Origin of the sequence: Rhodococcus sp. 15-2388-1-1a (genome assembly GCF_002259145.1) — a bacterium.
In the GTDB taxonomy this organism is placed as follows: Bacteria; Actinomycetota; Actinomycetes; order Mycobacteriales; family Mycobacteriaceae; genus Rhodococcoides.
Genome location: NZ_NPFP01000039.1, coordinates 35,056 through 59,453 on the forward strand (window position 1 = coordinate 35,056; position 24,398 = coordinate 59,453).

The window sequence follows — 24,398 nt, forward strand, 5'->3', positions numbered from 1 at the left end:
ACTTAGGCAGGTAGATGATCAAGCTCGGCTCGACAGCCATCGTCGCGATCTCGTGTGCGCTGTTCTCGACTGCGTGCTCGGCACCGTCGCAATCGGGACTCGCATCCTCGGACGGACTCGTGTTGGCCGACGGCTACGAACTCGGCGGGTACAACCCGGTCGCCGGGTACGGCGCTGCCGGCGAGGCGAAAATGTACGACGGGTTGTTGCGCATCGGCGGCGGCGACGGTCTGCCACCGCTCGAACCCGCACTCGCAGTCGAGGTTCCGACGGCCAACGACGATGCCACGGTATGGACTGCGACGCTTCGCGATGGGGTGGTCTTCTCCGATGGGTCCACGTTCGACGCAGCAGACGTCGTCGCTACCTACGAGGCGATTCTGGATCCGGCTTCGGCGTCGGAGGCGCGGTCGTCGTTCGACATGATCGACGACGTCGTCGCGGTCGACGATTCGACCGTCGAATTTCGACTTGCGTACTCGTACGCGCCGTTTCCGACGAAGTTGCTCATCGGAATCGTCCCGTCGGAGGCCGTCGCGGAGCCCGGGCTCGCCGCCGAATCGCCACTCAACCGCGCTCCTGTCGGAACCGGCCCCTACGTCCTGGTCGATCTGTCACCGGATCGAGCGGAATTCGAGGCCAACGAAAACTACTGGGGCGGAGCGCCCGAGGTGAAGAAACTCACCCTGCTGTACGTCCCGGACGACAACACCAGAGCCCAGCGGATGGCGGCAGGCGACATCGACGGGACGAACCTGCCGCCGCTTCTGTCGCAGAGTCTGGACGGACGTGAAGGCATGACGTTGTCGTCCAACGTCTCCGCGGATTGGCGGGGTGTGTCGTTACCGACGAACTCACCGGTCACCGGAAATCGAGACATGCGGCTCGCCCTCAATCTCGCCGTGAATCGACAGGCGATGATCGACGGGGTCCTCGGCGGATACGGCCGACCGGCGGCCACCCCCGTACCGTCCGTGTTCGGCGAGTCCTACGAGCCGACTGCGGTGTTCGAGTACGACCCGGCCGCTGCCCGGCAGATACTGTCCGACGGCGGCTGGATCCCCGGTCCCGATGGCATTCGCGCGCGTGGTGGGCAGCGCGCGGAGATCACCGTGATGTACAACTCGACCGATACCGTACGGCGAGATCTGGCCCAGGCCTTCGCGTCCGATGCGGTGGCGGTGGGGGTCGAGGTCACCCTCGAAGCGTTGTCCTGGGACCGGATCGACCCCAGAATCGGCGTCGATTCCACGCTGCTCGGCGGTGGAGAAGAGCCCTACGATGCCGATACTCAGGCCTATCGCGCACTCGACTCGTCGTTCGTCGCGCCGGGCGTCGGAAGTATCTACGACAACGCGGCCGACTACTCGAACCCGACGGTCGACGCCGCCCTGGACACCGGCAGGCGCAGCCTCGATCCTGCGGTGCGCGCGGAGGCGTATCGGGAGATGCAGCGCGCCTACGTGGCCGATCCGGGATACGTCTTCCTCGTCTTTCTCGATCACACCTACGTATCCAAGGATTCGGACTGGACGATGTCCGGACCGGTGCTCGAGCCGCATTCCCACGGCGTCACGTGGGGTCCGTGGTGGTCGTTGCAGACGTGGGCTCGCTCTTCGTGAACGTCGATCAGCGGCACTTCACGACCTCGCGCGGCATCGGCGTGATGGTTCGCCGTCGACTGATGCTGCTGATTCCGGTGTGCGGCGTCGTCTCGCTCGGTCTCTTCGCCGCCGCAGCGGTATCCCCGTTCGATCCACTCGTCGGCTACCTCGGAACCCGATACACGACGACGACAGAGGCGGACAAGGCATCGATGACGGCTGCCCTCGGCCTCGATCGGCCGTGGTTCGTCGCCTACTGGCAGTGGTTGCAAGGTGTCGTCACAGGAGACCTCGGGCAGTCGCGATCCTATGGACAACCGGTGAGTCAGGTTCTCGTCGAACGTATTCCGTGGACGATGTTGTTGGCGGGAGTCGCGCTGACGGCTGCAGTTGCGATTGCCTTCACGGTCGGCATCGTTGCCGGCATCCGTGCCGGTGGCCGGTTGGACCGCCTCGTCGGCACTGCGTGCATCACCGTCCAGGGGGTGCCGCCGTTCGTGCTCTCGCTCGCCGCGATCGCCGTGTTCTCGCTCGGTCTCGGGTGGTTGCCCGTGGCCGGAATCTCCGACGGTGGCAGCGATCCCACCGTCGGCGGAGTGCTCCGCCATCTACTGCTTCCTACATCGGTTCTGGCCCTCTCACAGGTTCCGTGGCTGCTGCTGTCGGTTCGCGAGTCGCTCGTCTCGGCACGAGGTGAGGACTTCGTGGCCGGTGCGGTAGCTCGCGGCATTCCCACCGCGCAGATCACTCGCCGACACATCGTGCCTGCCGCATCGGCCCCCTTCGTCAACGTCGTCGGAGTTCGATTGCCCGAGTTGGTCGTCGGGGCAGTACTGGTGGAAGAGATATTCGGGTGGCCGGGGGTCGCAGGAGCCGTCGTGCAGTCGGCGCGAGATCTGGACATGCCGTTGCTGGCCGTCCTCACTCTCGGGACCACCGTTGCCGTCGTGCTCGGCTCGCTGCTCGCCGACGTACTGGTCGTGCGGCTGGACCCTCGGGTGCGCGCGGATGGATAGGCGAACGGCGATTGCGAGCGGGGCCCTCGCCGCTCTGGCCGTGTACGCGATCTTCGTCCCCATCTTCGCGGGGGTGGACGATCGGGTCGTCGACTTCTCGTCGGCGAGGCTCGGCCCTTCGGCGCAGCATCCGTTCGGCACCGACTCGGCCGGCCGAGATCTGTTCGTGCGCAGTGCATCGGCCATCGGCACATCGTTGCTCGTCGCGGTGGCCTGCGCGGTACTGGCGACGGTCCTCGGCTGCGTCGTCGGTCTGGCCGCGGGGGTGTGGGGTGGGTGGGTCGATCGAATCGTCATGCGCAGCACCGACGCCGTCAACGCGTTGCCCCACCTGCTGCTCGGCATCGTGATCGTGGCGATGTTTCGCGGTAGCGTCGTCGCCATCGTGGCGTCGATCGCATTGACACACTGGACGCAGGTGGCTCGCATCGTGCGATCGGAGATCCTTCGGCTGCGCGAGCGCGCGTTCGTCGACGTGGCAATCGTGGCCGGAGCCAGTCGGTTTCACGTGGCGACTAGACACTTCGTTCCCGCCGTGTTGCCCCAGGCCATGATCGCCGTCGTCCTGTTGCTCCCCCACGCGGTATGGCACGAATCGACGCTGTCCTTCCTGGGGTTCGGCCTGCCTCCGCACGAGCCGAGCCTGGGTACTCTGCTCGAGGAAGCCCGCAGTTCACTGCTGCTGGGGAGTTGGTGGACCTTGGTGTTCCCCGCCGCGATCCTGCTCGTCGCCACGCTGTCCGTGGCCGTACTGGGCTCGGCACTACGGGCGCGGGTGACGCCGGCGCGGCCGTCGGAGCTTCGCCTGTGACTCGTGGCCTCTCCGTCCGACGCCTGTCCGTCCGCATTCCGATCGGTCGACGGTGGGTGCACGCTGCCTCCGATGTCGATCTCGAGGTACCGGCCGGGACGGTGAGCGCGCTGGTCGGCGAGTCGGGCTGTGGCAAGTCGATTCTCGCGGCGACGGTGATGGCGATGTTGCCGGTCGGGACCACCGTGAGCGGGTCGGTCGTGGTCACCACCGCGGAGCGAGAATTCGACGTGACGAGAGCGGCAGGGTTTCGGGGCAGAGACGTCGCGCTGATTCCCCAGTCCGCGGCAACGCATCTCACGCCCACCCGTACCGCCCGATCGCAACTCGACGAAACGATCGCCGCACACGGAGCCTCGTCCACGCCCGATCGGCTGGCGGAGCGGGTGGGGCTTGCTCCGGCACACCTCGATCGCTACCCGCATCAACTCTCCGGCGGAATGGCGCAGCGGGTCGCTCTCGCCGGAGCGCTGGCCGCGGATCCCACGGTGATCGTCGCAGACGAGCCCACCTCGAACCTCGACCGCGCCGCCGCCGACCACGTGCTCGCCCTGCTGCGGGCGGCCGCCGACGACGGCGCAGCCGTACTGCTGATCACCCACGACCTGTCGTCGTTGATCAGGACGAAAGTCGCCGACCGCATCGCCGTCATGTACGCCTCACGAATCATGGAAACGGGCCCTGCCGCGTCGGTGCTCGAGGAACCGCTGCACGAGTACACCCGGGACCTGCTGGGCGCGCTGCCGTCCCGAGGGATGACTCCACTACCGGGATCGCCGCCCGAGTTGACGGACCTACCCGACGAATGCGTCTACCACCTCCGCCGTCCACTGTCTTCACAGTCCGGTGGACCCACGGAAATGGTGACGGTCGGCGCGCGGTCGTACCGAACGAGAGTGCACCGATGAGCCTCGATGCGGTGGCCGTGAGCGCCGGCTACCCAGGTGGCTGTGATGTGTTGACGGAGGTCACCGTCTCTGTCGAGCCGGGAACGATCACGGGACTGACCGGCCCGTCCGGTAGCGGAAAGACAACCCTCGCGAGAGTGCTTGCGTTGCTGCAGAAACCCCACACCGGAACGGTGCTGCTCGACGGAACCGCCGTGCGAGGCGTCGGATATTCGGTACCCGCGAGCTCGCGTGCACAGATCGCGTTGCTGTTCCAGTCTCCGCGGCAGGCGACCGATCCACGGATGACCCTGCGATCGATCATCGAGCAACCGGGGGTCATCGCCGGGCGCACCGTCGATGTCGCGGATCTGGCAGAGCAGGTGGGTCTGACCGCCGATCTGCTGACCCGTCGGCCGCACCAGGTCAGCGATGGGCAACTGCAGCGCGCCTGTGTCGCACGGGCGTTGGCCCAACGGCCGCGCTATCTGATCTGCGACGAGGTGACGTCGATGCTCGACGCGGCGACGACGGCGTCGATCGCGAGGGTGCTGCAGCGTCAGGCCGTCGATTCGGGGGTCGGTGTCCTCGTGATCAGCCACGACGCGGATCTGTTGGACGCACTGTGCTCGTCGGTGCACCACCTGAGCTGAGAACGACCTGGAGTGCTCGCGGAAATGTGCGAGTCGGTTCGGTGTGCGAATCACTCGATCGGGGAGCAGAATCAGCCGAACCGGTTGATTCGAGAGTTTCTCTCCAGGTTGGGAGTCGCCTACATGACCTCGTCGAACAGACCTGCATCGAGTCTGCGATCGCAACTGCTTCGTAGGAAGCCGATCGTGGATCCGGACCAGCAGAGCAGTGGCGGACTGGAACGGACCATCGGCACCTTCCAACTGACGATGTTCGGCGTCGGTGCCACCATCGGTACCGGCATCTTCTTCGTCCTGTCGCTCGCGGTTCCCGAAGCCGGTCCCGCAGTGGTGCTCTCGTTCCTGGCCGCGGGTATCGCGGCCGGGCTCGCCGCCATCTGTTACGCCGAAATGGCATCGGCGGTGCCGGTTTCGGGCTCGACCTATTCCTACGCGTACGTGACGATGGGCGAGGTGGTCGCGATGGGCGTCGCCGCCTGCCTGTTGCTCGAGTACGGAGTGTCCAGCGCTGCCGTCGCCGTCGGGTGGAGCGGGTACCTCAACGAGCTGTTGAACAACCTCTTCGGCTTCACCATCCCGCACGCGTTGTCCGCTGCGCCGGGTGACGCCGACCCCGGCATCATGAATCTGCCTGCGGTTGTGCTGATCGTGCTGTGCGCAGTTCTGCTCATTCGCGGTGCGAGCGAGTCGGCGGCCGTCAATGCCGTCATGGTCGTCATCAAACTCGGTGTGCTGGCTCTGTTTGCGATCGTCGGATTCACTGCCTTCGACTCCGGCAATTTCTCCGACTTCATGCCCTTGGGCGCAGCAGGTGTGACGGCTGCCGCGGGCACGATCTTCTTCTCGTTCATCGGACTCGACGCGGTGTCCACCGCGGGCGACGAGGTGAAAGATCCGCAGAAGACCATGCCGCGAGCCATCATTGCAGCACTGATCGTCGTCATCGTCTTCTATCTCGTCGTGGCCGTGGCCGCTCTGGGGACTCAGCCCTGGACCGACTTCGCCGGCCAGGAGGAAGCCGGGCTGGCGGAGATCCTGCGCAACGTGACCGGGCAAGCCTGGCCGGCAACGATTCTGGCCGCAGGTGCGGTCATCTCCATCTTCTCGGTGACCCTGGTGACGATGTACGGACAGACTCGAATCCTGTTCGCCATGGGTCGGGACGGCATGTTGCCCAAAGCTTTTGCCAAGGTCAGTCCTCGTACGCACACGCCGGTCAACAACACGATCGTCGTCGCCGTCGTGATCTCGATCCTCGCCGCGTTCATTCCGCTCGACAAGCTGGCGGACCTGGTGTCGATCGGCACCCTCGTCGCGTTCATCGTCGTGTCCATCGGAGTGATCGTGCTGCGCCGCTCGATGCCCGATCTCGAACGGCCGTTCAAGGTTCCGGGATACCCGGTGACTCCGGTGCTGTCGGTCCTCGCGTGCCTGTACATCCTGTCCGGACTGCACTGGACCACGTGGTTCTGGTTCGGACTCTGGCTCGCGGTGGTGTTGACGTTCTACTACTTCTGGGGTCGGCACCACTCGACGCTGCGTGGTGAAGAGCAGGGCGCACGATGAGCGTCCTGATCGCTTTCGCACCGGGGAAAGGCAGCGTCGGTGCCCTCGATCTCGGTGCCCAGCTCGCTCGGTCGTCGGGCACCGACATCGATGTGGCGACGGTGGTTCCCAAGCCGTGGTCGACTCCGTCGATGGCACGGGTCGATGCGGAGTTCGCCGACTGGGCTGTGACGACCGCAGCCGAGTCGGAGGCGAAAGCGCGCCACTACCTCGAAGATCGAGCACCCGACATCGCCGCGTCGTTCCATCGATTCGCACACCGCTCGGTGTCGACGGCGTTGACCGAGGCGGCCGAGAGCATCTCGGCCTCGGTACTGGTTCTCGGGTCCTCGGGCGACGGCGCTCTGGGGCAGGTGGTCGTCGGGTCGACGGCAGACAAGCTGCTGCATTCGTCCCCGGTGACCGTGGCGCTCGCTCCTCGCGGCTATCGGATGCGCGAACGCGCCACTTTGACCCGGATCACGTGCGCGTTCTCCGGTGACAGCGAGGCCTCGCGCGTCGTGGGCCCGACCGCCGAACTCGCCCGCGACGCGGGCATTCCGCTCCGCCTCGCGTCGTTCGTCGTCCGCGGGGCGACGATGTATCCGCCCGAAGTCGGCCTACGCGTCGAGGACGACGTCGCCACCGAACTCGCCGTCGGGTTGAGCGAGGCCTTGACCGCAGCGATGGACGACGCAGTCGCAGTAGGGCTTCCGGCCGAACAGGTGACAACCGAACTGGCCATGGCAAGTAGCTGGCGCGAGGCTCTCGACGAAGTTCACTGGCAGGACGGCGAAGTGCTGGCCATCGGATCGTCCGGGCCACTGGGGCCGATAGCCCGAGTGTTCCTCGGGTCGCGGGCGACCAAGATCATCCGGCACTCACCGGTGCCGATCCTGGTGTTGCCACGGCGGTGATGCGGGCGAGTCATCGGTTGAGGGCCAGCACCGACAACAGCTCGTAGGCAACATGTGCCGCCGCGATTCCGGTGATCTCGGCGTGATCGTAAGCGGGTGCCACCTCGACGATGTCGGCACCGACCACGTTCAGGCCGACGAGTCCGCGCAGGGTGTTGAGCAACTCTCGGGACGTCATGCCACCGGCCTCGGGAGTGCCGGTACCCGGCGCATGTGCCGGGTCGAGAACGTCGATGTCGACGGAGACGTAGACCGGGCCGCCGTCGAGACGTCGGCGCATCCGTTCGACGATGCTGGCCACGCCGTCGACCTCGTAGTCGTCGGACCGAATCACCTGGAAGCCGAGCACACGATCGTCCTCGAGGTCCTGCTCGCTGTAGAGCGGGCCGCGAATGCCGATGTGCTGTGAGCGTTCCAGATCGATCAGACCCTCTTCGCTGGCTCGTCGGAACGGGGTGCCGTGTGTGTAGGGAGCACCGAAGTACGTGTCCCACGTGTCGAGGTGCGCGTCGAAATGCAGCACCGCGATCGGCCCGTGATCGCGTGCGAGCGAACGCAGGATCGGTAGTGCGATGGTGTGGTCGCCGCCGAGGGTGAGAACCGACGAACCGTCGGCGCGCAGGTCCGTCACCGCGTCGTGCACCGTGGTCAGTGCCTCGGTGATGTCGAACGGATTGACGCCGATGTCACCGAAATCCGCCACCTGTTGGCGGGCGAAGGGAGAGACCTGCAGCGCTGGGTTGTAGGGCCGCAACAGTTTCGACGCTGCCCTAATGTGTCCCGGGCCGAAGCGTGCGCCGGGCCGGTAGCTCACTCCGGAATCGAACGGGACGCCGAGGATGGTCACGTCGGCGCGAGACACCTCGTCGAGCCTGGGCAGCCGTGCGAAGGTGGTCGGCTCGGCGTACCGGGGCACCTTCGTGGCGTCGACCGGGCCGATCGGTCCGTGCTCGGGATTGCTCGGGTTCATCGAGAATTCCTTCCGAAGTCGAGGTGACCGGTCACCGTGGGGTCGACCATGTCGCCCGCCAAGCGTTACGCTGATGCCCGGTCTTGTCAACACGTGTTTCCTGAAAGGTGGAGCGGTGTCGGTAGCTACCGCGGTCGTCGGTGATGCGCCGCGTATCGGTGCGCGGCTCAAGGAGGCGCGGCAGAAGAAGCGACTGACTCTCGATGCACTCGCCGACACCTGTGGAGTGACCAAGGGGTATCTGTCCAAGCTCGAACGCGACCAGGTCAATGCGTCGGTGGCGTCGCTGGTCAAGGTCTGTGCCGCTTTGGAGCTTCCGGTCGGCTCCCTGTTCGACGACGCCCCGTCCGGCGAGGTGGTTCGGGCGCAGTCGTTGCCGCGCATCATGTTCGGCGGAGAGTCGATGACCGAGTACCTGCTGACACCGGTGGGGGAGCGTCGGGTGCAGGTGCTGCTGAGCCGCATCGACGCCGGCGGCGGGAGTGGAGCCGAGGCGTACAGCCTCCCGCTCGACGTCACGTTCGTACACGTGATCACGGGTGAGTTGCGGGTGAGCTTCGAGGCCGAAGCGGACGGTACGTTCGCGGGCGACGAGGTGCTGCTCGGTCCTGGAGATGCGTTCACCTTCTCGCCGCGTCGCAGGCACAGTTTTCGAGCCGAAGGCAGGGGCGGTGCTCAGGTCCTGTGGGTGTTGGCACCCGCACTGCCCGAGGAGTTGCCGACGAGGAAACAGGAGTTGCCGCAATGACCGTCACCGTGTCGCTGTTCCAAGGGCCGGAGAACGCCGGCGATGTCGACGCGAACCTCGCCGCACTCGACGACGCAGCGAGGAGCGCGGCCGCGGCCGGCGCGTCCATCCTGGTGACTCCGGAGATGTCGGTCAGCGGGTACGACATCGGCGATCTGGTGCTCGAACGAGCCGAACCGTTCGACGGTCCGATCTTCGAGAAGGTGTCCGCAATTGCTCGATCTCGCCGCGTCGCAATCGTCTACGGATATCCCGAACGCAGTCACTCGAAGCTCGGTGGTGAGGCGGTGTTCAATGCGGTGCAGGTGGTCGATGCATCCGGTCGGTCGGTGGCGCGCTACCGCAAGACCCACCTGTTCGGTGAACTCGATCGCGCTCACTTCACTCCCGGGCCGGAACTGTTGGTGCAGTTCGACTTCGGTGGACTGCGGTGCGGCCTGCTCACCTGCTACGACGTCGAATTTCCGGAAACCGTTCGCGCGCACGCCGACGCCGGAACGCAGTGGCTCATCGTCCCGACCGGCCTGATGACCCCGTTCGAGATCATCGCAACCCACGTCGTCCCGACTCGGGCGTACGAGAGCCAGCTGTTCCTCACCTACGTCAACCGCTGTGGCACGGAGACGAGTCTGACCTACTGCGGACTGACCTGCGCCGTCGCGCCGGGCGGCACCGACCTCGCGCGGGCCGGTGCGCACGAACAGCTGCTGACGGTGGATCTGGATCCGGCCGAACTCCAACGATCACGCGCCGTCAACACCCACCTGGCCGACCGCCGAACCGACCTCTACCCGACAGGACCCTCGCGGGCCGAGCAGGAGACCGACCGATGACCACACCCGTCACCCCGGACAGCGCAATCGAATCCGAGGACGACCAGCCGCTCACGATGTTCGGTCCGGACTTCCCGTTCGCCTACGACGATTACCTGGCGCACCCGGCCGGCCTCGGCAGCGTTCCCGACGCTGCCCTCGGTACCGAGGTCGCGGTGATCGGGGGTGGTCTCGCGGGTATGGTCGTCGCGCGCGAGCTGCTCGAACTCGGGCTGAAACCCGTTGTGTACGAGTCCGATCGGATCGGCGGGCGCATGCGTTCGGTGCCGTTCGACGGGCACCCGGGTGTGGTGGCCGAGATGGGCGCGATGCGGTTTCCACCGTCGTCGACCGCGCTGTTCCACTACCTCGACGCCGTCGGGCTCGAAACGACGCCGTTTCCGAACCCGCTGGCCGAGGTGACCCCGAGTACGGTGATCGATCTGAAGGGCGAGAGTCACTACGCGCAGAAACTCGACGACCTTCCGCCGATCTTCGCCGAGGTGGCCGAGGCGTGGAACAGGACGCTCGAGGATCACGCCGAACTGATTCCCCTGCAACGTGCCATCCGCAGGCGGGACGTGGAGACGATCAAGCGAATCTGGAACGAGCTGATCGTGAAGTTCGACGATCAGACCTTCTACGGATTTCTCGCTGCGTCCGAGCACTTCTCGTCGTTCCGAATGCGAGAGTTGTTCGGCCAGGTCGGCTTCGGAACGGGCGGATGGGACACCGATTATCCCAACTCCATTCTCGAGATCCTTCGTGTCGTCATCACCGCAGCGGACGATCACCATCGCGGAATCGTCGGCGGATCACAGCAACTGCCGTTGCGGCTGTGGACCGACCCGCCCGCGACCATGGCGCACTGGCCCGCGGGTACCTCGGTGGCCTCGCTGAACGGCGGCACCACGATGTCGCGAGTCACCGAGATCAGGCGCACCGACGGCGGCACCACGATCCACGACGACCGCGGCAACATCCGCACCTACGCTGCCGCCGTGGTGACCGCACAGAGTTGGATGTTGCTCAGCAACATCAGATGTGACGACGATCTGTTCCCCATCGACCACTGGACCGCCATCGAACGCACCCACTACATGGGGTCGACCAAAGTGTTCGCACTCGTCGATCGGCCGTTCTGGAAGGACAAGGATCCGGTCACCGGTCGAGACCTGGTCAGCATGACGCTGACCGATCGAATGAGTCGCGGCACCTACCTACTCGACCAGGGCGAGGGCAAGCCCGGGCTGATCTGCCTGTCCTACACGTGGTCCGACGATTCGCTCAAGCTGCTGGCCCTCGACCCGACCGAGCGCATGAACATCATGCTGCGCTCACTGGAGGAGATCTATCCCGGCGTCGACTTCCGCAGCCACATCATCTCGACCCCGGTGACACTGTCCTGGGAAACCGAACGCGATTTCATGGGTGCCTTCAAAGCCAATCTGCCGGGCCACTACCGCTACCAGGAAAGACTGTTCACCCACTTCGTCCAGCACCAGCTCGACCCCAGGCATCGAGGAATCTTTCTCGCCGGTGACGACATCTCGTGGACCGCGGGCTGGGCCGAGGGTGCCATCCACACCGCGCTCAATGCGGTGTGGGGCGTCGTGCATCACTTGGGCGGTTCGTCGGCAGAAGGCAACCCGGGACCGGGCGATGTGTTCGAGTCGATTGCTCCGCTTCGGTTGGGCGACTGACCTTTCGGGGCCAGCGACCTGGGTGTGTGCTCGTCGAACACGAACAGTGCCAGAGCGATGGTCAGCATCACGGCAACCACCCAGATCGCCCGTAGCCCGAACAGCTCGACCGCGACTGCGCCGAGCAGCGCCCCGCCGAAGAATCCCGAGATCACTGCGCCGAACCGTCGGGTGCGGGTGCCGGCCTCCAGATCGTGTTCGACCACTCGATGGAATGCAGCCATCGCCATACTGCGGAGATTGCCTGTCGTCATGGTGGTGTTGAACGGCGAATCCACCAGCACGCGAAAGGTGGTCACCTGCACGCCTGCAACGTGAGCGAGGATCACCGAGACCACCGCATCGGGCACGGTCGCCGGCAGAAATCCGACGACGAGGACCACGAGGATCTCGAACACCAGCACTGCCCGCACCGGTCGTCGCACGATCTTCGCAACCGCGGGCAGCGCGATGAACTCCGCGGTCGCGACGCCCAGGACGAAGGCCGCCAACGGGGGTAGGAACGCCAGTGCCTCGACCCAGCGGCCGCCGGCGACATCGACGCCGAGTAGCACCACGTTGCCGGTCTGCGCGCCGGCGAACACTCCGCCACGGGTGATGTAGGTGTACGCGTCGAGGAATCCACCGACTGCCGCCAGCAGTACTCCGAGCCGAACCGACTTCGCAGTGGCGACGGCGGTATGGGGTTCGGGACGAGGCGTGGTCATCGGGAAATCCTGACACGAAGGCCGATATTCACGTTGTCGCGGCAAGCAGCGAGAGCAACAATTCGGCTCGCACCCGCGCCGACGTCAGATCCACCGCGAGCAATTCCTCGCACCGCGTGATCCGGTTTCGCAGCGTGTGACGATGAACCGACAGGTGTGCCGCAGCGGTTTCCCAATGCCCGTTCGCCTCGAGGAAAGCCCGAAGTGATCCCACCAGATCGGCGGAATGGGTGCGGTCGTACTCGGCCAGTACCGCGATGGTCACTGCAGCCATGGCGCGCAACGACTCCTGTACCGGTTCGGAGGCCAGCAGCATCGATCCGGTGAATTCGACGATCCGGTCGTGGGGACCCGCCGCCGCGCAGGCGAGTGTGGCTTGCCGCAGCGCCGCAGGCGACTCGTAGATGTGCAGCCGGGAACTGATGCCTGCACACGTCGACCGAGGGAGTGATTCGACGAGGTGAGCGACGAATCGGGTGTCGTCGGAGCCGCGCAGCAGCAGTTCGCAGCCGGTATCGGTGCGACGGGCGTAGGTCGGCCGCGCGCGGAGCCGGCACTCGGCATCGACTGCGTCGGCGATGCGTTCGGACGGTCCGCGGATCACCGCAACCCTGATGTGGGAGTCGTCGTCGGCAGCATCGGCGAGATAGCTCGGTAGGGCCGTGTCGTGGGTGGGCGGGAGGTGCCCGTCGAGCAACAACCCGAGTGCGAGGGTGTTGAGCCTGGACTGCTCCGCGCGCAAACGTGCCGGCTTCTCGAGGTCGAGCGTCACCAGTGATACCGCGTGTCCCAGCAGGATCTGCTCGACCCCGGTCATCGGCCCTGTGGTGCGAATGGCCAGGAAAGTCGGAGCGCCACCGGTGATCGCAACCGCATGCAGGGTCACTGTGCGCCCCGGTTCGCTCGCCGACACGGTGGCGGGAGAGGACGACGGCCGGATGCTGCGGGCGATCTCGCGGGCCTGCTCGACGAGGTCGGAAGCGTCTGCGGGATGAAACGGCTCGGTGCGCCGGCCGATCAGCGCCACCGATGTCGACGTGGCAACGGCGAGTTCACGGACGATCGCGTTCACGCCGCCGTGCAGTGCTGCCCGAGTGATGCGGTTCTGCACGGAGGCCGCGCGAACGACCTGCTCGTACTCCTGCTCGGAGATTCTCTTCATGACCGCGCGAATGACGGCGGCGAAGGGAATGTCGTAGGGGACCTCCACGACGGGAAGGCCCACATCCTCGGCGGTCTCGAGGATGTGTCGCGGAATTGTGCTGTGGGACAGTCCGACTCCAAAACCGAGGCAGGCGACACCAGCGGCGGCGAGGGTGCGGACGTAGGTGGACAGCGCGGGGCCGTCGGAGTCGAACCCGAGCCCGGTCGTCAGAATCAGCTCACCGCCGGACAGCCACGGGCTGGGGTCGGTGAGCTCGGTCGCCTGCGCGAAGGTGATGGGTACGGCGCTGCGTTCGGGTCCTCCGCGGTGACTCAGTCGAAGGTGTCGTTGCCTCAGCAGCCAGGACATCTGCACGCTCACCTGTCGAACTGTAAACCCCGGGTCGACGAAATGGAGTGCAACCTCCCCTTCGAATGGACGAATTGGCAGCAGGCCTGGGCGGTCGACCGGTCGCATACTTGCTGGACCAGCCCACACGAAAGGTGCGACCATGGCCTCGATCGAGTACCGACTTCCGCAGGAGCGCAAGATCGTCACCGCCTTCCCCGGGCCGAAGTCGGCGGCGTTGGCGCAGCGCCGCAAGGCCGTCGTCGGTGCAGGCGTGTCGTCGACGTTGCCGGTGTACGTGGCCGACGCGGACGGTGGCGTCGTGGTCGATGTCGACGGGAATTCGCTGATCGACCTCGGGGCCGGAATCGCCGTGACGACAGTCGGTGCGTCCAACCCGGCAGTCGTTGCTGCAGTGCAGGATCAGGTCGGACACTTCACCCACACGTGTTTCATGATCGCGCCGTACGAGGGTTACATCGAGGTCGCCGAGAAGCTGGCCGAGTTGACGCCGGGCGATCACGACAAGCGCAGCGTTCTGTTCAACAGTGGTGCCGAGGCCGTCGAGAACGCGGTCAAGATCGCACGTCACGCCACCGGGCGGTCGGCTGTCGTCGTGTTCGACCACGCGTACCACGGTCGTACCAATCTGACGATGGCGCTGACGTCCAAGTCGATGCCGTACAAGAGTGGGTTCGGGCCGTTCGCTCCCGAGGTCTATCGAGCGCCGATGTCGTATCCGTTCAGGGAGGGCCTGAACGCCGACGGTTCCGCGGTGACCGGTGCCCAGGCTGCGGCCCGGGCGATCTCCGTCATCGAGAAGCAGGTCGGCGCGGGCAATCTCGCGGCCATCCTGATCGAGCCGATCCAGGGCGAGGGCGGCTTCATCGTGCCCGCAGAAGGATTCCTCCCGGCACTGGCGGACTGGGCACGCGAGAACGGCGTCGTGTTCATCGCAGACGAGGTGCAGGCCGGATTCACCCGCACCGGTGCGTGGTTCGCGAGCGAACACGAGGGCATCGTGCCGGATCTGATCACCATGGCGAAGGGTATCGCAGGAGGTATGCCGCTGGCCGCGGTCACCGGCCGTGCCGATCTGATCGACGCCGTGCACCCCGGTGGACTCGGTGGCACCTACGGCGGCAACCCCGTCGCCTGCGCCGCGGCACTGGCGTCCATCGAGCAGATGGAGACACTCGACCTCAATGCACGCGCCCGCGACATCGAACGCATCGTGTTCGAGCGACTGAATGCGCTGCGTACCGAGATCGGCATCATCGGTGAGGTGCGTGGTCGCGGAGCCATGCTTGCGATCGAACTCGTCCTGCCGGGTGGGCGTGAGCCCAACCCGGAGGCCACCAAAGCCGTTGCGGCGGCGGCACTCGAGGCCGGGGTGATAGTGCTGACGTGCGGCACCTACGGCAATGTCATCCGGTTGCTGCCGCCACTGGTGATCTCCGACGACTTGCTGAGCGAGGCGCTCACCGTCCTCGAAGATGCGCTCCGCGCTGTTGCACAGGGGAACTGACATGTCGGCTGCCGACCTGATCTCCTCACTGCCCACCGATCTGTGGCTCGGCGGCGTGCAGTCGACCTCTGCGTCGGGTGCACGATTCGCCGTGCTGAACCCGGCGACCGGCGAGGAGTTGACCACCGTCGCCGACGCGACCGCGGCCGATGGCATCACCGCGCTCGACTGTGCCGCCGAGGCGCAGCCGGGATGGGCGGCAACGCCCGCTCGTGAGCGAGCCGAGATTCTGCGGCGCGCCTTCGACCTGCTGCAGGAGCGTGCTGCCGACTTCGCTCTGCTGATGACGCTCGAAATGGGAAAGTCGTTGGCGGAGAGCCACGGTGAGGTGAAGTACGGCAGCGAATTCCTACGCTGGTTCGGTGAGGAAGCCGTCCGAATCGGTGGACGGTTCACCCCCGCCCCTGCGGGTAACGGCTCGATCCTGGTCACCAAGTCGCCGGTCGGCCCGGTCCTGGCGATCACCCCGTGGAACTTTCCGCTGGCCATGGGCACACGCAAGATCGGCCCGGCACTGGCGGCGGGCTGCACCGTCATCGTCAAACCGGCCGAGGACACCCCACTGACGATGCTTCTGCTCGGCCAGGTGTTCGCCGACGCAGGGTTGCCGAGTGGTGTGTTGTCGATGCTTCCCACCTCCGACGCCGCCTCCGTCACCGGCCCGTTGATGGACGATCCGAGGCTGCGGAAGATCACGTTCACCGGATCGACCGGAGTCGGAAAGCTGTTGGTGCGCAACGCAGCAGATCGACTGCTGCGGACGTCGATGGAACTCGGTGGCAACGCTCCGTTCATCGTGTTCGACGACGCAGACATCGACGCCGCTGTCGACGGAGCGATGCTGGCCAAGATGCGCAACGGCGGCGAGGCCTGCACGGCGGCCAACCGCCTGTACGTCGCGAACTCCGTGCGTGAGGAATTCACCGCGAAGCTGACCGCGCGGATCGAGGCACTGACGGTCGGTCCGGGTGACCGCGAGGGCACCGACATCGGGCCGCTCATCAACGACAAACAGCGTCGAACTGTCACCGCCCTCGTCGACGACGCCGTCGCGAAGGGAGCACGGGTGCGCACCGGCGGAGCTGCACCCGAGGGGCCCGGATTCTTCTACGCGCCGACGGTTCTCGACAGCATCCCGGCCGACGCGAATCTGTTGCAGGACGAGATCTTCGGCCCGGTCGCAGCGATCGTCGGATTCGACACCGAGGACGAGGCCGTGGCCGCGGCCAACGACACCAGGTACGGGTTGGTGGCGTACTTCTACACCGAGAGCCTCGACCGCGCCCTTCGGGTGTCGGCGGCTCTGGACACCGGCATGGTCGGCGTCAATCGCGGTGCGATCTCCGACGCCGCAGCCCCGTTCGGTGGTGTCAAGGAATCGGGCTTCGGACGCGAGGGCGGGTCGGAGGGTATCGAGGAATACCTCGAGACCAAGTACATCGCGCTCAGGTAGCGGTGCACGTATCGCTCCACTCCGCGACCGAGGGCGCGGGAATCCGCGACTTTCGGCCGGGAGTGGAGCGAGAGGGTGCTGAGATCATCGACCCATCTGTCGGTCCAGTTCGTACCTGACCGCGTCGAGGAACTGCTCGGTGGTCAGGTAGTCCTGGTCTTTTCCGATCAGTGTGGCGAGGTCCTTCGTCATTCGACCGTCTTCGACGGTCCTCACGACGACGTGTTCGAGTAGTCGGGCGAACCGGCCCACTTCGGGTGTTCCGTCCAACTTGCTGCGGTGTTCGAGGCCGCGAGTCCACGCGAAGATCGACGCGAGCGGGTTGGTCGATGTGGGTTCGCCGGCCTCGTGCTCACGGAAGTGCCGTCGTACGGTTCCATGGGCAGCTTCGGCCAGGCATGTTCTGCCGTCCGGTGTCAGCAGGATGGACGTCATCAAACCCGGTGAGCCGAATCCCTGTGCAACCGAGTCCGATTGCACGTCACCGTCGTAGTTCTTGCAGGCCCAGATATACCCACCTTTCCACTTCATGGCCGACGCGACCATGTCGTCGATGAGGCGGTGTTCGTACGTCAGGCCGGCTGCCTCGAACTCGGCCTCGAACTCGGTCCGGTAGATGTGCTCGAAGACGTCCTTGAATCGACCGTCGTACGCCTTCAGGATGGTGTTCTTCGTCGACAGGTAGACCGGATAGTTCTGCTGCAAACCGTAGTTCAACGAGGCGCGCGCGAAATCGATGATGGACTGGGTGAAGTTGTACTGGCCCTGCACCACTCCGCCGAGGCTCTCGTCGGTGAACCTCACCAACTCGTGCTGTATCGATTCGCTTCCGTTGTCGGGGGTGTAGGTGATGGTGACGGTACCCGGCCCGGGTACCGTGAAATCGGTTGCGCGGTACTGATCGCCGAAAGCATGACGCCCGATGACGATAGGTTCGGTCCACCCAGGAACGAGTCGGGGAACATTCGAGATTATGATGGGGGATCGAAAGATAGTTCCTCCGAGTACATTCCGGATGGTGCCGTTGGGCGAGCGCCACATCTGTCTCAGGCCGAACTCCTCCACTCTGTCGGCGTCGGGCGTGATGGTGGCGCACTTGACGCCGACACCGTACTTCTCGATAGCTCGTGCAGCGTCGATGGTGACCTGATCATCGGTGGAGTCGCGAGACCGGATGCCCAGGTCGTAGTACTCGAGGTTCACATCGAGATACGGAAGGATCAGATGATCCCTGGTGTACTGCCAGATGATTCGGGTCATCTCGTCGCCGTCCAGTTCGACGACGGTGCCCTCGACTCGGGTCTTGGATTTCGGCATGAGAGTTGAGTCCCTTCAGCGGGCTCTGCACTGCGGCAGAGTCATTCGTTGTATCCGAAAATCGAATTCCACGCGGCCTGATCCTCGGCGGAATGGGTGGTCGATTCCTCCTGGGTGATCCGGTGCACCTTGGGATCGGTGAAGTCGGGGAGCTGAACACCGAGAATGTTCGGCGGATCGACGTCGGTCCGTACCGAGTACTCACCGAGGTCGGTGAACACGCGCTGGCCGCGGGTGGAGAGGTTCCAGTTCATGAATACCTGTGCGGCAGCAAGATTGCGTGCGGTGTCGGCCACTCCGGTGTAGTAGTCGTACGAGGTGACTCCCTCGTCCGGTACGACGAAATCGACAGGGGCGTTCTCGTTGTTCGCGATGTTCACGCTGCTCACGACGACGGTGCCGGCATTTATTTCGCCGCGGGCCAAGGCGTCGAGCTGGGCCCCGATGGAGTCGAACACTCGAGCCTCCGAGGAGTATCGGCGGAGGTAGTCGTCGCCGAGGACATCGCGCTGAAATCGAGTCAGAGCGAGCGCGCTTCCGCCCGAACCGGCCTGCGCGATACCGAGTTTGTCGTCCCAACGATCCTCGAGAAGAGAATTCCACGACGTGGGGGTGTCGGTGTCGTCGACGACTGCGCGGTTGTAGCCGAAAGTGTAGATCGGGTTGAACGTGCGGAAATATCGGTTGTCGTCGAACGAGACGTCATCCTGCAGATTGTTCGCAGTACCTGGCAAGTAAGGTTGGAACAGTCCGCGCTCGGCCAAACCCCGAACGAACCCCGGGTCGGAGATCCGGATGACGTCTGCATCGAGGCGACCGGTGCTGTATTCGGCCGTGAGGCGTTCGTAGAGCCGATTCGACGTCAAGCGAACGAGTTTCACATCGATACCGGTGTCGGCCTCGAACTGTTCGAGCACCTCGGATTCGGTGTCCTGGGTGTATCCGCTGTACAGCGTGATCGTGCCCTCCGACGTTGCTTGCGACCACAGATCAGGGTCTGCGATCTGCTCGCCGTCGATCACCAGAGCACCACCTGGTTCGGTGATGGACGCGGCGGACTGTGCCAGCGAGGGGGCTTGCGGTGGTGGACTGCATGCGGGCACCGCGGCGACTGCGATTGCGCACACTGCGGCACCGAATCGCCGGATCGTCGATGTGGTCATCTACTTGGACTCCTTTGCGCCGAATCGGCGGGACAGTGCGGCAAGAACGCCGATCACGACGCAGTAGAGCAACCCGAGTTCGGCGGCCGATCGGATGGATCCGTTGTCGTAGGCGTCGAAGATCGCGATGGACAGCAATCTCGTATCGGAGGTGAAAAGGAAGAGAGCGGCTGTCAATTCGCGCACCGACAACATGAGCAGCAGCAGAAAGGTCGAGGACAGGCCGATGCGGAGCAGGGGCACTGTGACGAATCGGATGGCCTTCGCTCGGCTCGCGCCGAGCATCACTGCGCTGTCCTCCAGGTCCTGGTCGAGCTGAACGATGGAGGATGACACTCCGCGGTATCCCTGCGGCAGGAAGACTGCGATGAATGCGACGACGAGGACGGCGAGAGTTCCATAGATCGGAACGGGCAACGCCAGCCAGGTCCAGAGCAAACCCAGCCCGAGCACGATCGCGGGAACTGCCAACGGCAGCATTGCCACGTACTCCAGCACCGATCGTCCAGGCGACCTGGTCCGGTAGCGGGTGTACGCCAGCGCGAAACAGAAGGTAGTGCCGATGGCCGCGGTCGAGACACCGACGATGACACTGTTGAGCACAACGTTGTGGAAGTCCGGGTCCTGAACTGTTTGCCCCAGGCTCCACAAGGACAATGCGCCGGCGTCGAACAACTCCCCGAGTCGGGCCAGGTACGGGCTGGTCTGGATTGACGCCACTACGAGGGCTCCCATCGGGAGCGCCACGGCGAGAACGAAGTACAGCCATGCGAGAGCGGCGGCCGGCCAACGCCAGCCTCGAAGCGGCACCTGCCGTGCGCGCACTCCTTTGCCGCTCACCGTGGTGTATTCCTTGCTGCCGGTCACTCTGTTCTGCAAGGCCACGACAATCACGAGCAGAACGGTGAGGACGACTGCGATGGCTGCCGCATCGTTGCTGCGAGCCGGCGCAGCGTTCATGAGTCGATAGATGAGGGTGGGCAGGGTGTCCACGCCGCCGGGCACACCGATGACCTGTGCGACGGCGAAGTTCTCGACGGTCAGGGCGAAGACGAGTATGCCGGATCCGATCGTGGCAGGAAGCACGAGCGGAAAGGTGATCTTGCGGAGCATCTGGGTGAGCCCTGCACCGTGCAGGCTGGCCGCATCTTCGAGATCCGGATTCATCAACGACAACGCCGAGTGAATCATCAGGAACGGGTACGGAGCGTAATACAGGCCGAGAACGAAGATCATTCCGGCGAAACTGTAGATGTCGACGAATCCGGGCAGTCCGAGGGCAGTCAGGGCGAGATTGAGGTAGCCGGTTGCGGGTCCCGCGAGCAGAGCCCACGCCAGCGCGCCGACGAGAGATGGCAGGAACAGCGGAGCAATGCCGATGCCGTAGATCAACTTTCGACCCGGGATATTGGTTCTGGCGGCCAAGAACGCCAGTGTCGCACCGATGAGGAGGGCGAGAATCGACGATCCGATTCCGACGATTGCGGAGCTCCACATCGCCTCCTGAGCCGACGCACGCCCCAGTGGAGCGAAATTGTCGAAGGTGAAGTTGCCGAAGTCGAAGACGTTGCTGCGGTCGGGATTGTCGGTGAAGGCACCCATGACGATGAAGAACATCGGGCACAGGACGATGAGCGCGAGAAGCGCGAGTTGGACGAGTGTCGGAAGGCTCCGGCGCAGCCGAGGGTTGCGGGTGCGCGAAACCGAGACACCCGGCGTCGGTGCCGGTGCTTGCCGCGGACGGTCGGTGGTCGGCGTGCTCACGAGAGAGCCCCGACGAGCTGGTTGCGGTCGTCGACTAGCAGCTGTGCAGCTCCCGGTGGGACATCGACGGCGACCCGTTCTCCTATGTGCAGCGCCCCTTTCGAGGATCCGGTGGCGAGCGCCTCGATACTCGGCCCGCCGTCGAGAGTGATGCGGTAGCGAACGGACGCCCCCTGGTAGCTCGCGACGTCGATACGCCCCGCCCACCCCACTCCCGCAGTCGTCTCTTCGTGCAGGGGCGTGACGGTCAGGTCCTCGGGACGCAGACACACGAGCAGTCGGTCCGAATGGTCGGGCACGGTGGCGTCGACTCTGATCGTGAAATCGTGGTCGGTGAGCGTCACGGCTCCGGACAGGCCAGGAGTAGGTGAGCACGCGAACAGGTTGCCCACGCCGAGGAACTCTGCGATCGACCCACTAGCGGGTGCGGTGTAGATCTGATCGGGTGCCCCACTCTGGACGATGCGACCGTTCAGCATCAGCGCAATGCGGTCGGCCAGGGCGAACGCTTCCACCTGATCGTGCGTGACGTAGATCGTGGTGAGGCCGAGTCGTAGTTGCAGTTCACGTAGTTCCATTCGCAGGCGTTCGCGCAGGCGCGCATCGAGATTGGACAGCGGCTCGTCGAGCAACAGGACGTTGGGACGCATGACCAGACTCCGCGCGAGCGCTACCCGCTGCATCTGCCCACCGCTCAACAGGCTGGCTCCGCGCTCGGCCAACTCACGCAGCCCGACCAGATCGAGTGTCTCGTGCACACGAGAGACGAGTTCGTCCTTACCGACTTTCTGCATCTGCAACGAGAATGCGACATTCTCGAACACGGTGCGATGAGGCCATACCGCGTACGACTGAAAGACCATTCCGACGTTGCGCTTGTTCGGCGGTACGGTTCGACCGCTGGACGAATTGTGCATCACGTTGTCGCCGATGGTGATTCGTCCTTCGTTCGGACTTTCGAGACCTGCAACGCAACGCATGGTGCTGGTTTTGCCGCAGCCCGATTGGCCGAGTAAAACGAGAGATTCTCCGTCGGCAATCTCGAGATCGAGCTCGCGAACGACGGTGTTCTTGCCGTAGGCAAGGGTCAAGTTCTCTATCGATACTTTCATGGGAATTCCTTCGATTTGTCGGTTCTTCTCAGACCCGAGACTCGACGAGCTGATGCAACGCTCGAATATCGCTGTCGTCGAGCGTGATCCCGTCTCGGATCTGCTCGTGGTACCGCGCCATCTCGTATTCGCCCGGTAGTCGAACGGGATCGGCGGGATCGGTTGCCGGAACCGAATGCAACCGATCACCGAAGTCCTGGACGCGCTCGTGCAAATCGGGCCCGGAGAGCAGCAGCTCGGTGTCGACGAGGATGAAGAAATGACCCAGGTTCTGGGCCCGCTCCGGTGAGACACTCCATGAGCTGACCTTGTCCAGATATGCTGCACCGGAGAGTAATCCGGCGAACAGGTCGACCATTACCGCCAGCCCGTATCCCTTGTGACCCGCGATCGGCTGCAGGAAGCCCGAGAGCGCAGCGCTCGGATCGGTCGTAGGGCGGCCCGCGCTATCGGTGGCCCAGGTGGCGGGAATGGCGCGGCCATCGGTTTGGGCGGCGCGAATCTTTGCTCGCGCTGCGACGCTCAACGCGATGTCGAGAAAAATGGGGTCGCCACCCGGATTGGGGACGCCCCATCCCATCGGGTTGTTGCCCACTCGCGTGGCCTTCCCTCCGGACGGCGCGATCGTGGTCGTCGCATTGCTGGCGATGATCGCCGCAAATCCCTCCGAGGCAGCCTTGAAAAGATATGGCATGACCGGGCCGAAATGGTTGCTGTGTCTTGCGAACGCCGCTCCCACGCCGCATGTTCGGGCACCGTCCATGGCTGCGGCGAGTGCAGCACTACCGACCAGAGGTCCCACCGCGTTGGCACCGTCGATCAAGGCCAGAGCCGGGGCCGGCCGAGCGGTGGTCACCACCGCGTACGGATCGATGCCCCCGACGGTGGCGCGATCGAGGTACTGCGGGACCCGTTGTATTCCGTGAGTATGAATGCCGAACAGGTCGGCCAACACGAGGACTTCGGCGATGGTCCGAGCTGAGGCCTCGGACATGCCGCACGTGATCAGTGCTCGCGATGCGAGATCCTCGAGGTGGGTGGCGGAAACCGTAACTGTCGACATGGCGCCATGGCTTTCTGTGCGGTCGGGGGAGTGACGAGGACGTTCGTCGAACAGGTCCGGTGAACGGTGGCCTATGGCCTGGATCACTCTCGAAAGCCACTATGGCAGCGCTGGCCGATAAGTAGTAGTCAAGGTTTCTTGAGCCCGACATAAGCGGTGCTAAAGTCGGGCCGATGAAGGCTGATTTGACCCGACTGCAGATCTTGTCAGCTGTCGGACGACACGGATCGATGGCCGCCGCAGCAGACGAGCTGAGATACACCTCTTCGGCTATCTCGCAGCAGATCAGCAAGCTGGAGTCCGAACTGGGCGTCGAGCTCGTCGAACGACATGCCCGCGGTGTGCGCTTGACCGAGGCCGGGCGAGCGGTTGTCGTGAGGGCACGCGCCATCGACGAGCAACTCGACGGCATGAAAGACGATCTCCGTGAGCTCGCCGGAGGGTTCACCGGGACCGTTCGCTTCGGAGTATTTCCCACGTTTGCCGCGTCGTTGTTGCCCGACGTCGTCATCGGACTACGTGAGACACATCCGGGAATTCGCCTGTCGGTACATTCGAGCCGAATCGCACCCTTGCAGGAGTTGCTCGAGACCCGGCAGCTCGATCTGGCGCTGACGTGGGACTATCCGTGGAATCGAACCGTCGACGAAGGTCTGACCGTTCGCGAAATTCTCAGCGACTCAACGGTATTGATCGTTCGGCGCGATCACGAACTTGCGCACGCGGATACGGTCGAGCTCTCGGATCTGAGCAACGACGACTGGATCGTGCGAGCTGGCGGTCACCCCACCGCGGAGCATCTCTGGCGCTGTGCCCACACTGCCGGCTTCAGGCCGACGGTGGCGGTCGAGGCGAGCGACTACCAGGAAACGCAGGCCATGGTCGCTGCGGGTCTCGGCGTTACGCTGTGCCCCCAACTGGCCACCAGCTACGTCCGCGGCGAGGTCGTCGTCAAGCGGCTCGCCGCGTCCGTGCCGCCACGGCGCATCTGTACGGCCCGTCCGTCGGACGTCAAACCGTCCGTCGCCAGTCTCCGCCTGGAGGGACTTCTTCACCAGGTTGTGAAGGGGTACAACCTTTCTCAGGGGTAGGCCTCCGACAGGCCGTCGTCGGTGCGGGATGTCGGAGTGATA

General features: G+C 64.8%; 21 protein-coding genes. 13 read left to right on the forward strand and 8 right to left on the reverse strand.

From position 1 onward, the window contains the following. Positions 1–14 precede the first annotated feature (14 nt). The 7 genes from CH302_RS20655 to CH302_RS20685 all read left to right on the forward strand — a co-directional run bounded on the left by CH302_RS20655 (position 15) and on the right by CH302_RS20685 (position 7,433). A complete protein-coding gene (locus CH302_RS20655) occupies positions 15–1,622 on the forward strand; it encodes an ABC transporter substrate-binding protein (protein WP_052047661.1) in 1,608 nt (535 codons plus the stop codon). After that, a complete protein-coding gene (locus CH302_RS20660) occupies positions 1,577–2,620 on the forward strand; it encodes an ABC transporter permease (RefSeq protein ID WP_371828444.1) in 1,044 nt (347 codons plus the stop codon). Before CH302_RS20655 ends, CH302_RS20660 begins: the two co-directional genes overlap by 46 nt. Further along, positions 2,613–3,431, forward strand: a complete 819-nt coding sequence (locus CH302_RS20665; protein WP_094650021.1) for an ABC transporter permease — start codon at positions 2,613–2,615, stop codon at positions 3,429–3,431. The genes CH302_RS20660 and CH302_RS20665 overlap by 8 nt, the downstream gene beginning before the upstream one ends. Further along, a complete protein-coding gene (locus tag CH302_RS20670; protein WP_037190675.1) occupies positions 3,428–4,339 on the forward strand; it encodes an ABC transporter ATP-binding protein in 912 nt (303 codons plus the stop codon). The genes CH302_RS20665 and CH302_RS20670 overlap by 4 nt, the downstream gene beginning before the upstream one ends. Then, entirely contained in the window at positions 4,336–4,971 is a 636-nt protein-coding gene (locus CH302_RS20675; protein ID WP_037190676.1) for an ABC transporter ATP-binding protein, read from the forward strand. The genes CH302_RS20670 and CH302_RS20675 overlap by 4 nt, the downstream gene beginning before the upstream one ends. Before the next feature lie 123 nt (positions 4,972–5,094). Beyond that, positions 5,095–6,537, forward strand: a complete 1,443-nt coding sequence (locus CH302_RS20680) for an amino acid permease (RefSeq protein ID WP_037190687.1) — start codon at positions 5,095–5,097, stop codon at positions 6,535–6,537. Next, entirely contained in the window at positions 6,534–7,433 is a 900-nt protein-coding gene (locus tag CH302_RS20685) for a universal stress protein (RefSeq protein ID WP_037190677.1), read from the forward strand. The genes CH302_RS20680 and CH302_RS20685 overlap by 4 nt, the downstream gene beginning before the upstream one ends. 10 nt (positions 7,434–7,443) lie before the next feature. Here the strand turns inward: CH302_RS20685 and speB are convergent, their stop codons facing one another. Continuing rightward, complete coding sequence (gene speB / locus CH302_RS20690; protein WP_037190678.1) at positions 7,444–8,403, reverse strand: agmatinase; 960 nt, start codon at positions 8,401–8,403, stop codon at positions 7,444–7,446. A gap of 115 nt (positions 8,404–8,518) precedes the next feature. Here speB and CH302_RS20695 point away from each other — a divergent pair, with 115 nt between their 5' ends. Genes CH302_RS20695 through CH302_RS20705 form a run of 3 tightly spaced genes read left to right on the forward strand, consistent with a single transcriptional unit; the run spans position 8,519 to position 11,666 of the window. Next, a complete protein-coding gene (locus CH302_RS20695) occupies positions 8,519–9,151 on the forward strand; it encodes a helix-turn-helix domain-containing protein (RefSeq protein ID WP_037190689.1) in 633 nt (210 codons plus the stop codon). Beyond that, the gene (locus tag CH302_RS20700) at positions 9,148–9,984 is read left to right on the forward strand and encodes a carbon-nitrogen hydrolase family protein (RefSeq protein ID WP_037190679.1); all 837 of its coding nucleotides are present in this window, start codon (positions 9,148–9,150) and stop codon (positions 9,982–9,984) included. Before CH302_RS20695 ends, CH302_RS20700 begins: the two co-directional genes overlap by 4 nt. Next, a complete protein-coding gene (locus tag CH302_RS20705; protein WP_037190680.1) occupies positions 9,981–11,666 on the forward strand; it encodes a flavin monoamine oxidase family protein in 1,686 nt (561 codons plus the stop codon). Before CH302_RS20700 ends, CH302_RS20705 begins: the two co-directional genes overlap by 4 nt. Here CH302_RS20705 and CH302_RS20710 read toward each other — a convergent pair. After that, a complete protein-coding gene (locus CH302_RS20710; RefSeq protein ID WP_082323661.1) occupies positions 11,582–12,373 on the reverse strand; it encodes a YoaK family protein in 792 nt (263 codons plus the stop codon). The two genes, CH302_RS20705 and CH302_RS20710, sit on opposite strands and share 85 nt — an antisense overlap. 28 nt (positions 12,374–12,401) lie before the next feature. Beyond that, a complete protein-coding gene (locus CH302_RS20715; RefSeq protein ID WP_037190681.1) occupies positions 12,402–13,898 on the reverse strand; it encodes a PucR family transcriptional regulator in 1,497 nt (498 codons plus the stop codon). A gap of 130 nt (positions 13,899–14,028) precedes the next feature. Between CH302_RS20715 and gabT the strand changes: the two genes are divergently transcribed. Further along, positions 14,029–15,393: a 4-aminobutyrate--2-oxoglutarate transaminase gene (gabT, locus tag CH302_RS20720; RefSeq protein ID WP_037190682.1), complete on the forward strand. Its 1,365-nt coding sequence runs from the start codon at positions 14,029–14,031 to the stop codon at positions 15,391–15,393. 1 nt (position 15,394) lies between these two features. Beyond that, positions 15,395–16,846, forward strand: coding sequence for an NAD-dependent succinate-semialdehyde dehydrogenase (locus CH302_RS20725; RefSeq protein ID WP_037190683.1), 1,452 nt, complete (start codon positions 15,395–15,397; stop codon positions 16,844–16,846). 84 nt (positions 16,847–16,930) lie between these two features. On the opposite strand, the gene CH302_RS20730 is transcribed toward CH302_RS20725, so the two are convergent. Genes CH302_RS20730 through CH302_RS20750 form a run of 5 tightly spaced genes read right to left on the reverse strand, consistent with a single transcriptional unit; the run spans position 16,931 to position 23,265 of the window. Beyond that, positions 16,931–18,163: an NADP-dependent isocitrate dehydrogenase gene (locus CH302_RS20730; protein ID WP_037190684.1), complete on the reverse strand. Its 1,233-nt coding sequence runs from the start codon at positions 18,161–18,163 to the stop codon at positions 16,931–16,933. 41 nt (positions 18,164–18,204) lie between these two features. After that, positions 18,205–19,326 carry an ABC transporter substrate-binding protein gene (locus CH302_RS20735; RefSeq protein ID WP_037190685.1) on the reverse strand — a complete coding sequence of 374 codons (1,122 nt, stop codon included), beginning with the start codon at positions 19,324–19,326 and terminating at the stop codon, positions 18,205–18,207. Continuing rightward, positions 19,327–21,090, reverse strand: a complete 1,764-nt coding sequence (locus CH302_RS20740; protein ID WP_037190686.1) for an ABC transporter permease — start codon at positions 21,088–21,090, stop codon at positions 19,327–19,329. Further along, positions 21,087–22,202 (reverse strand): ABC transporter ATP-binding protein, encoded by a 1,116-nt coding sequence (locus CH302_RS20745; protein ID WP_094650023.1) that lies wholly within the window; start codon positions 22,200–22,202, stop codon positions 21,087–21,089. Before CH302_RS20745 ends, CH302_RS20740 begins: the two co-directional genes overlap by 4 nt. Before the next feature lie 28 nt (positions 22,203–22,230). Then, the gene (locus CH302_RS20750; protein ID WP_037188520.1) at positions 22,231–23,265 is read right to left on the reverse strand and encodes an Ldh family oxidoreductase; all 1,035 of its coding nucleotides are present in this window, start codon (positions 23,263–23,265) and stop codon (positions 22,231–22,233) included. 173 nt (positions 23,266–23,438) lie between these two features. Here CH302_RS20750 and CH302_RS20755 point away from each other — a divergent pair, with 173 nt between their 5' ends. Further along, positions 23,439–24,356 carry a LysR family transcriptional regulator gene (locus CH302_RS20755; protein WP_037188518.1) on the forward strand — a complete coding sequence of 306 codons (918 nt, stop codon included), beginning with the start codon at positions 23,439–23,441 and terminating at the stop codon, positions 24,354–24,356. Positions 24,357–24,398: the final 42 nt, after the last annotated feature.

Excerpts from the sequence above, each read along its gene's own strand:
- CH302_RS20705 (WP_037190680.1), top strand. The coding sequence starts at position 9,981 with ATGACCACACCCGTCACCCCGGACAGCGCAATCGAATCCGAGGACGAC.
- speB (WP_037190678.1), bottom strand. The coding sequence starts at position 8,403 with ATGAACCCGAGCAATCCCGAGCACGGACCGATCGGCCCGGTCGACGCC.
- CH302_RS20755 (WP_037188518.1), top strand. The coding sequence starts at position 23,439 with ATGAAGGCTGATTTGACCCGACTGCAGATCTTGTCAGCTGTCGGACGA.
- CH302_RS20655 (WP_052047661.1), top strand. The coding sequence starts at position 15 with ATGATCAAGCTCGGCTCGACAGCCATCGTCGCGATCTCGTGTGCGCTG.
- CH302_RS20675 (WP_037190676.1), top strand. The coding sequence starts at position 4,336 with ATGAGCCTCGATGCGGTGGCCGTGAGCGCCGGCTACCCAGGTGGCTGT.
- CH302_RS20730 (WP_037190684.1), bottom strand. The coding sequence starts at position 18,163 with ATGCCGAAATCCAAGACCCGAGTCGAGGGCACCGTCGTCGAACTGGAC.
- CH302_RS20710 (WP_082323661.1), bottom strand. The coding sequence starts at position 12,373 with ATGACCACGCCTCGTCCCGAACCCCATACCGCCGTCGCCACTGCGAAG.
- CH302_RS20665 (WP_094650021.1), top strand. The coding sequence starts at position 2,613 with ATGGATAGGCGAACGGCGATTGCGAGCGGGGCCCTCGCCGCTCTGGCC.
- CH302_RS20750 (WP_037188520.1), bottom strand. The coding sequence starts at position 23,265 with ATGTCGACAGTTACGGTTTCCGCCACCCACCTCGAGGATCTCGCATCG.
- CH302_RS20745 (WP_094650023.1), bottom strand. The coding sequence starts at position 22,202 with ATGAAAGTATCGATAGAGAACTTGACCCTTGCCTACGGCAAGAACACC.
- CH302_RS20680 (WP_037190687.1), top strand. The coding sequence starts at position 5,095 with ATGACCTCGTCGAACAGACCTGCATCGAGTCTGCGATCGCAACTGCTT.
- gabT (WP_037190682.1), top strand. The coding sequence starts at position 14,029 with ATGGCCTCGATCGAGTACCGACTTCCGCAGGAGCGCAAGATCGTCACC.
- CH302_RS20725 (WP_037190683.1), top strand. The coding sequence starts at position 15,395 with ATGTCGGCTGCCGACCTGATCTCCTCACTGCCCACCGATCTGTGGCTC.
- CH302_RS20685 (WP_037190677.1), top strand. The coding sequence starts at position 6,534 with ATGAGCGTCCTGATCGCTTTCGCACCGGGGAAAGGCAGCGTCGGTGCC.
- CH302_RS20735 (WP_037190685.1), bottom strand. The coding sequence starts at position 19,326 with ATGACCACATCGACGATCCGGCGATTCGGTGCCGCAGTGTGCGCAATC.
- CH302_RS20700 (WP_037190679.1), top strand. The coding sequence starts at position 9,148 with ATGACCGTCACCGTGTCGCTGTTCCAAGGGCCGGAGAACGCCGGCGAT.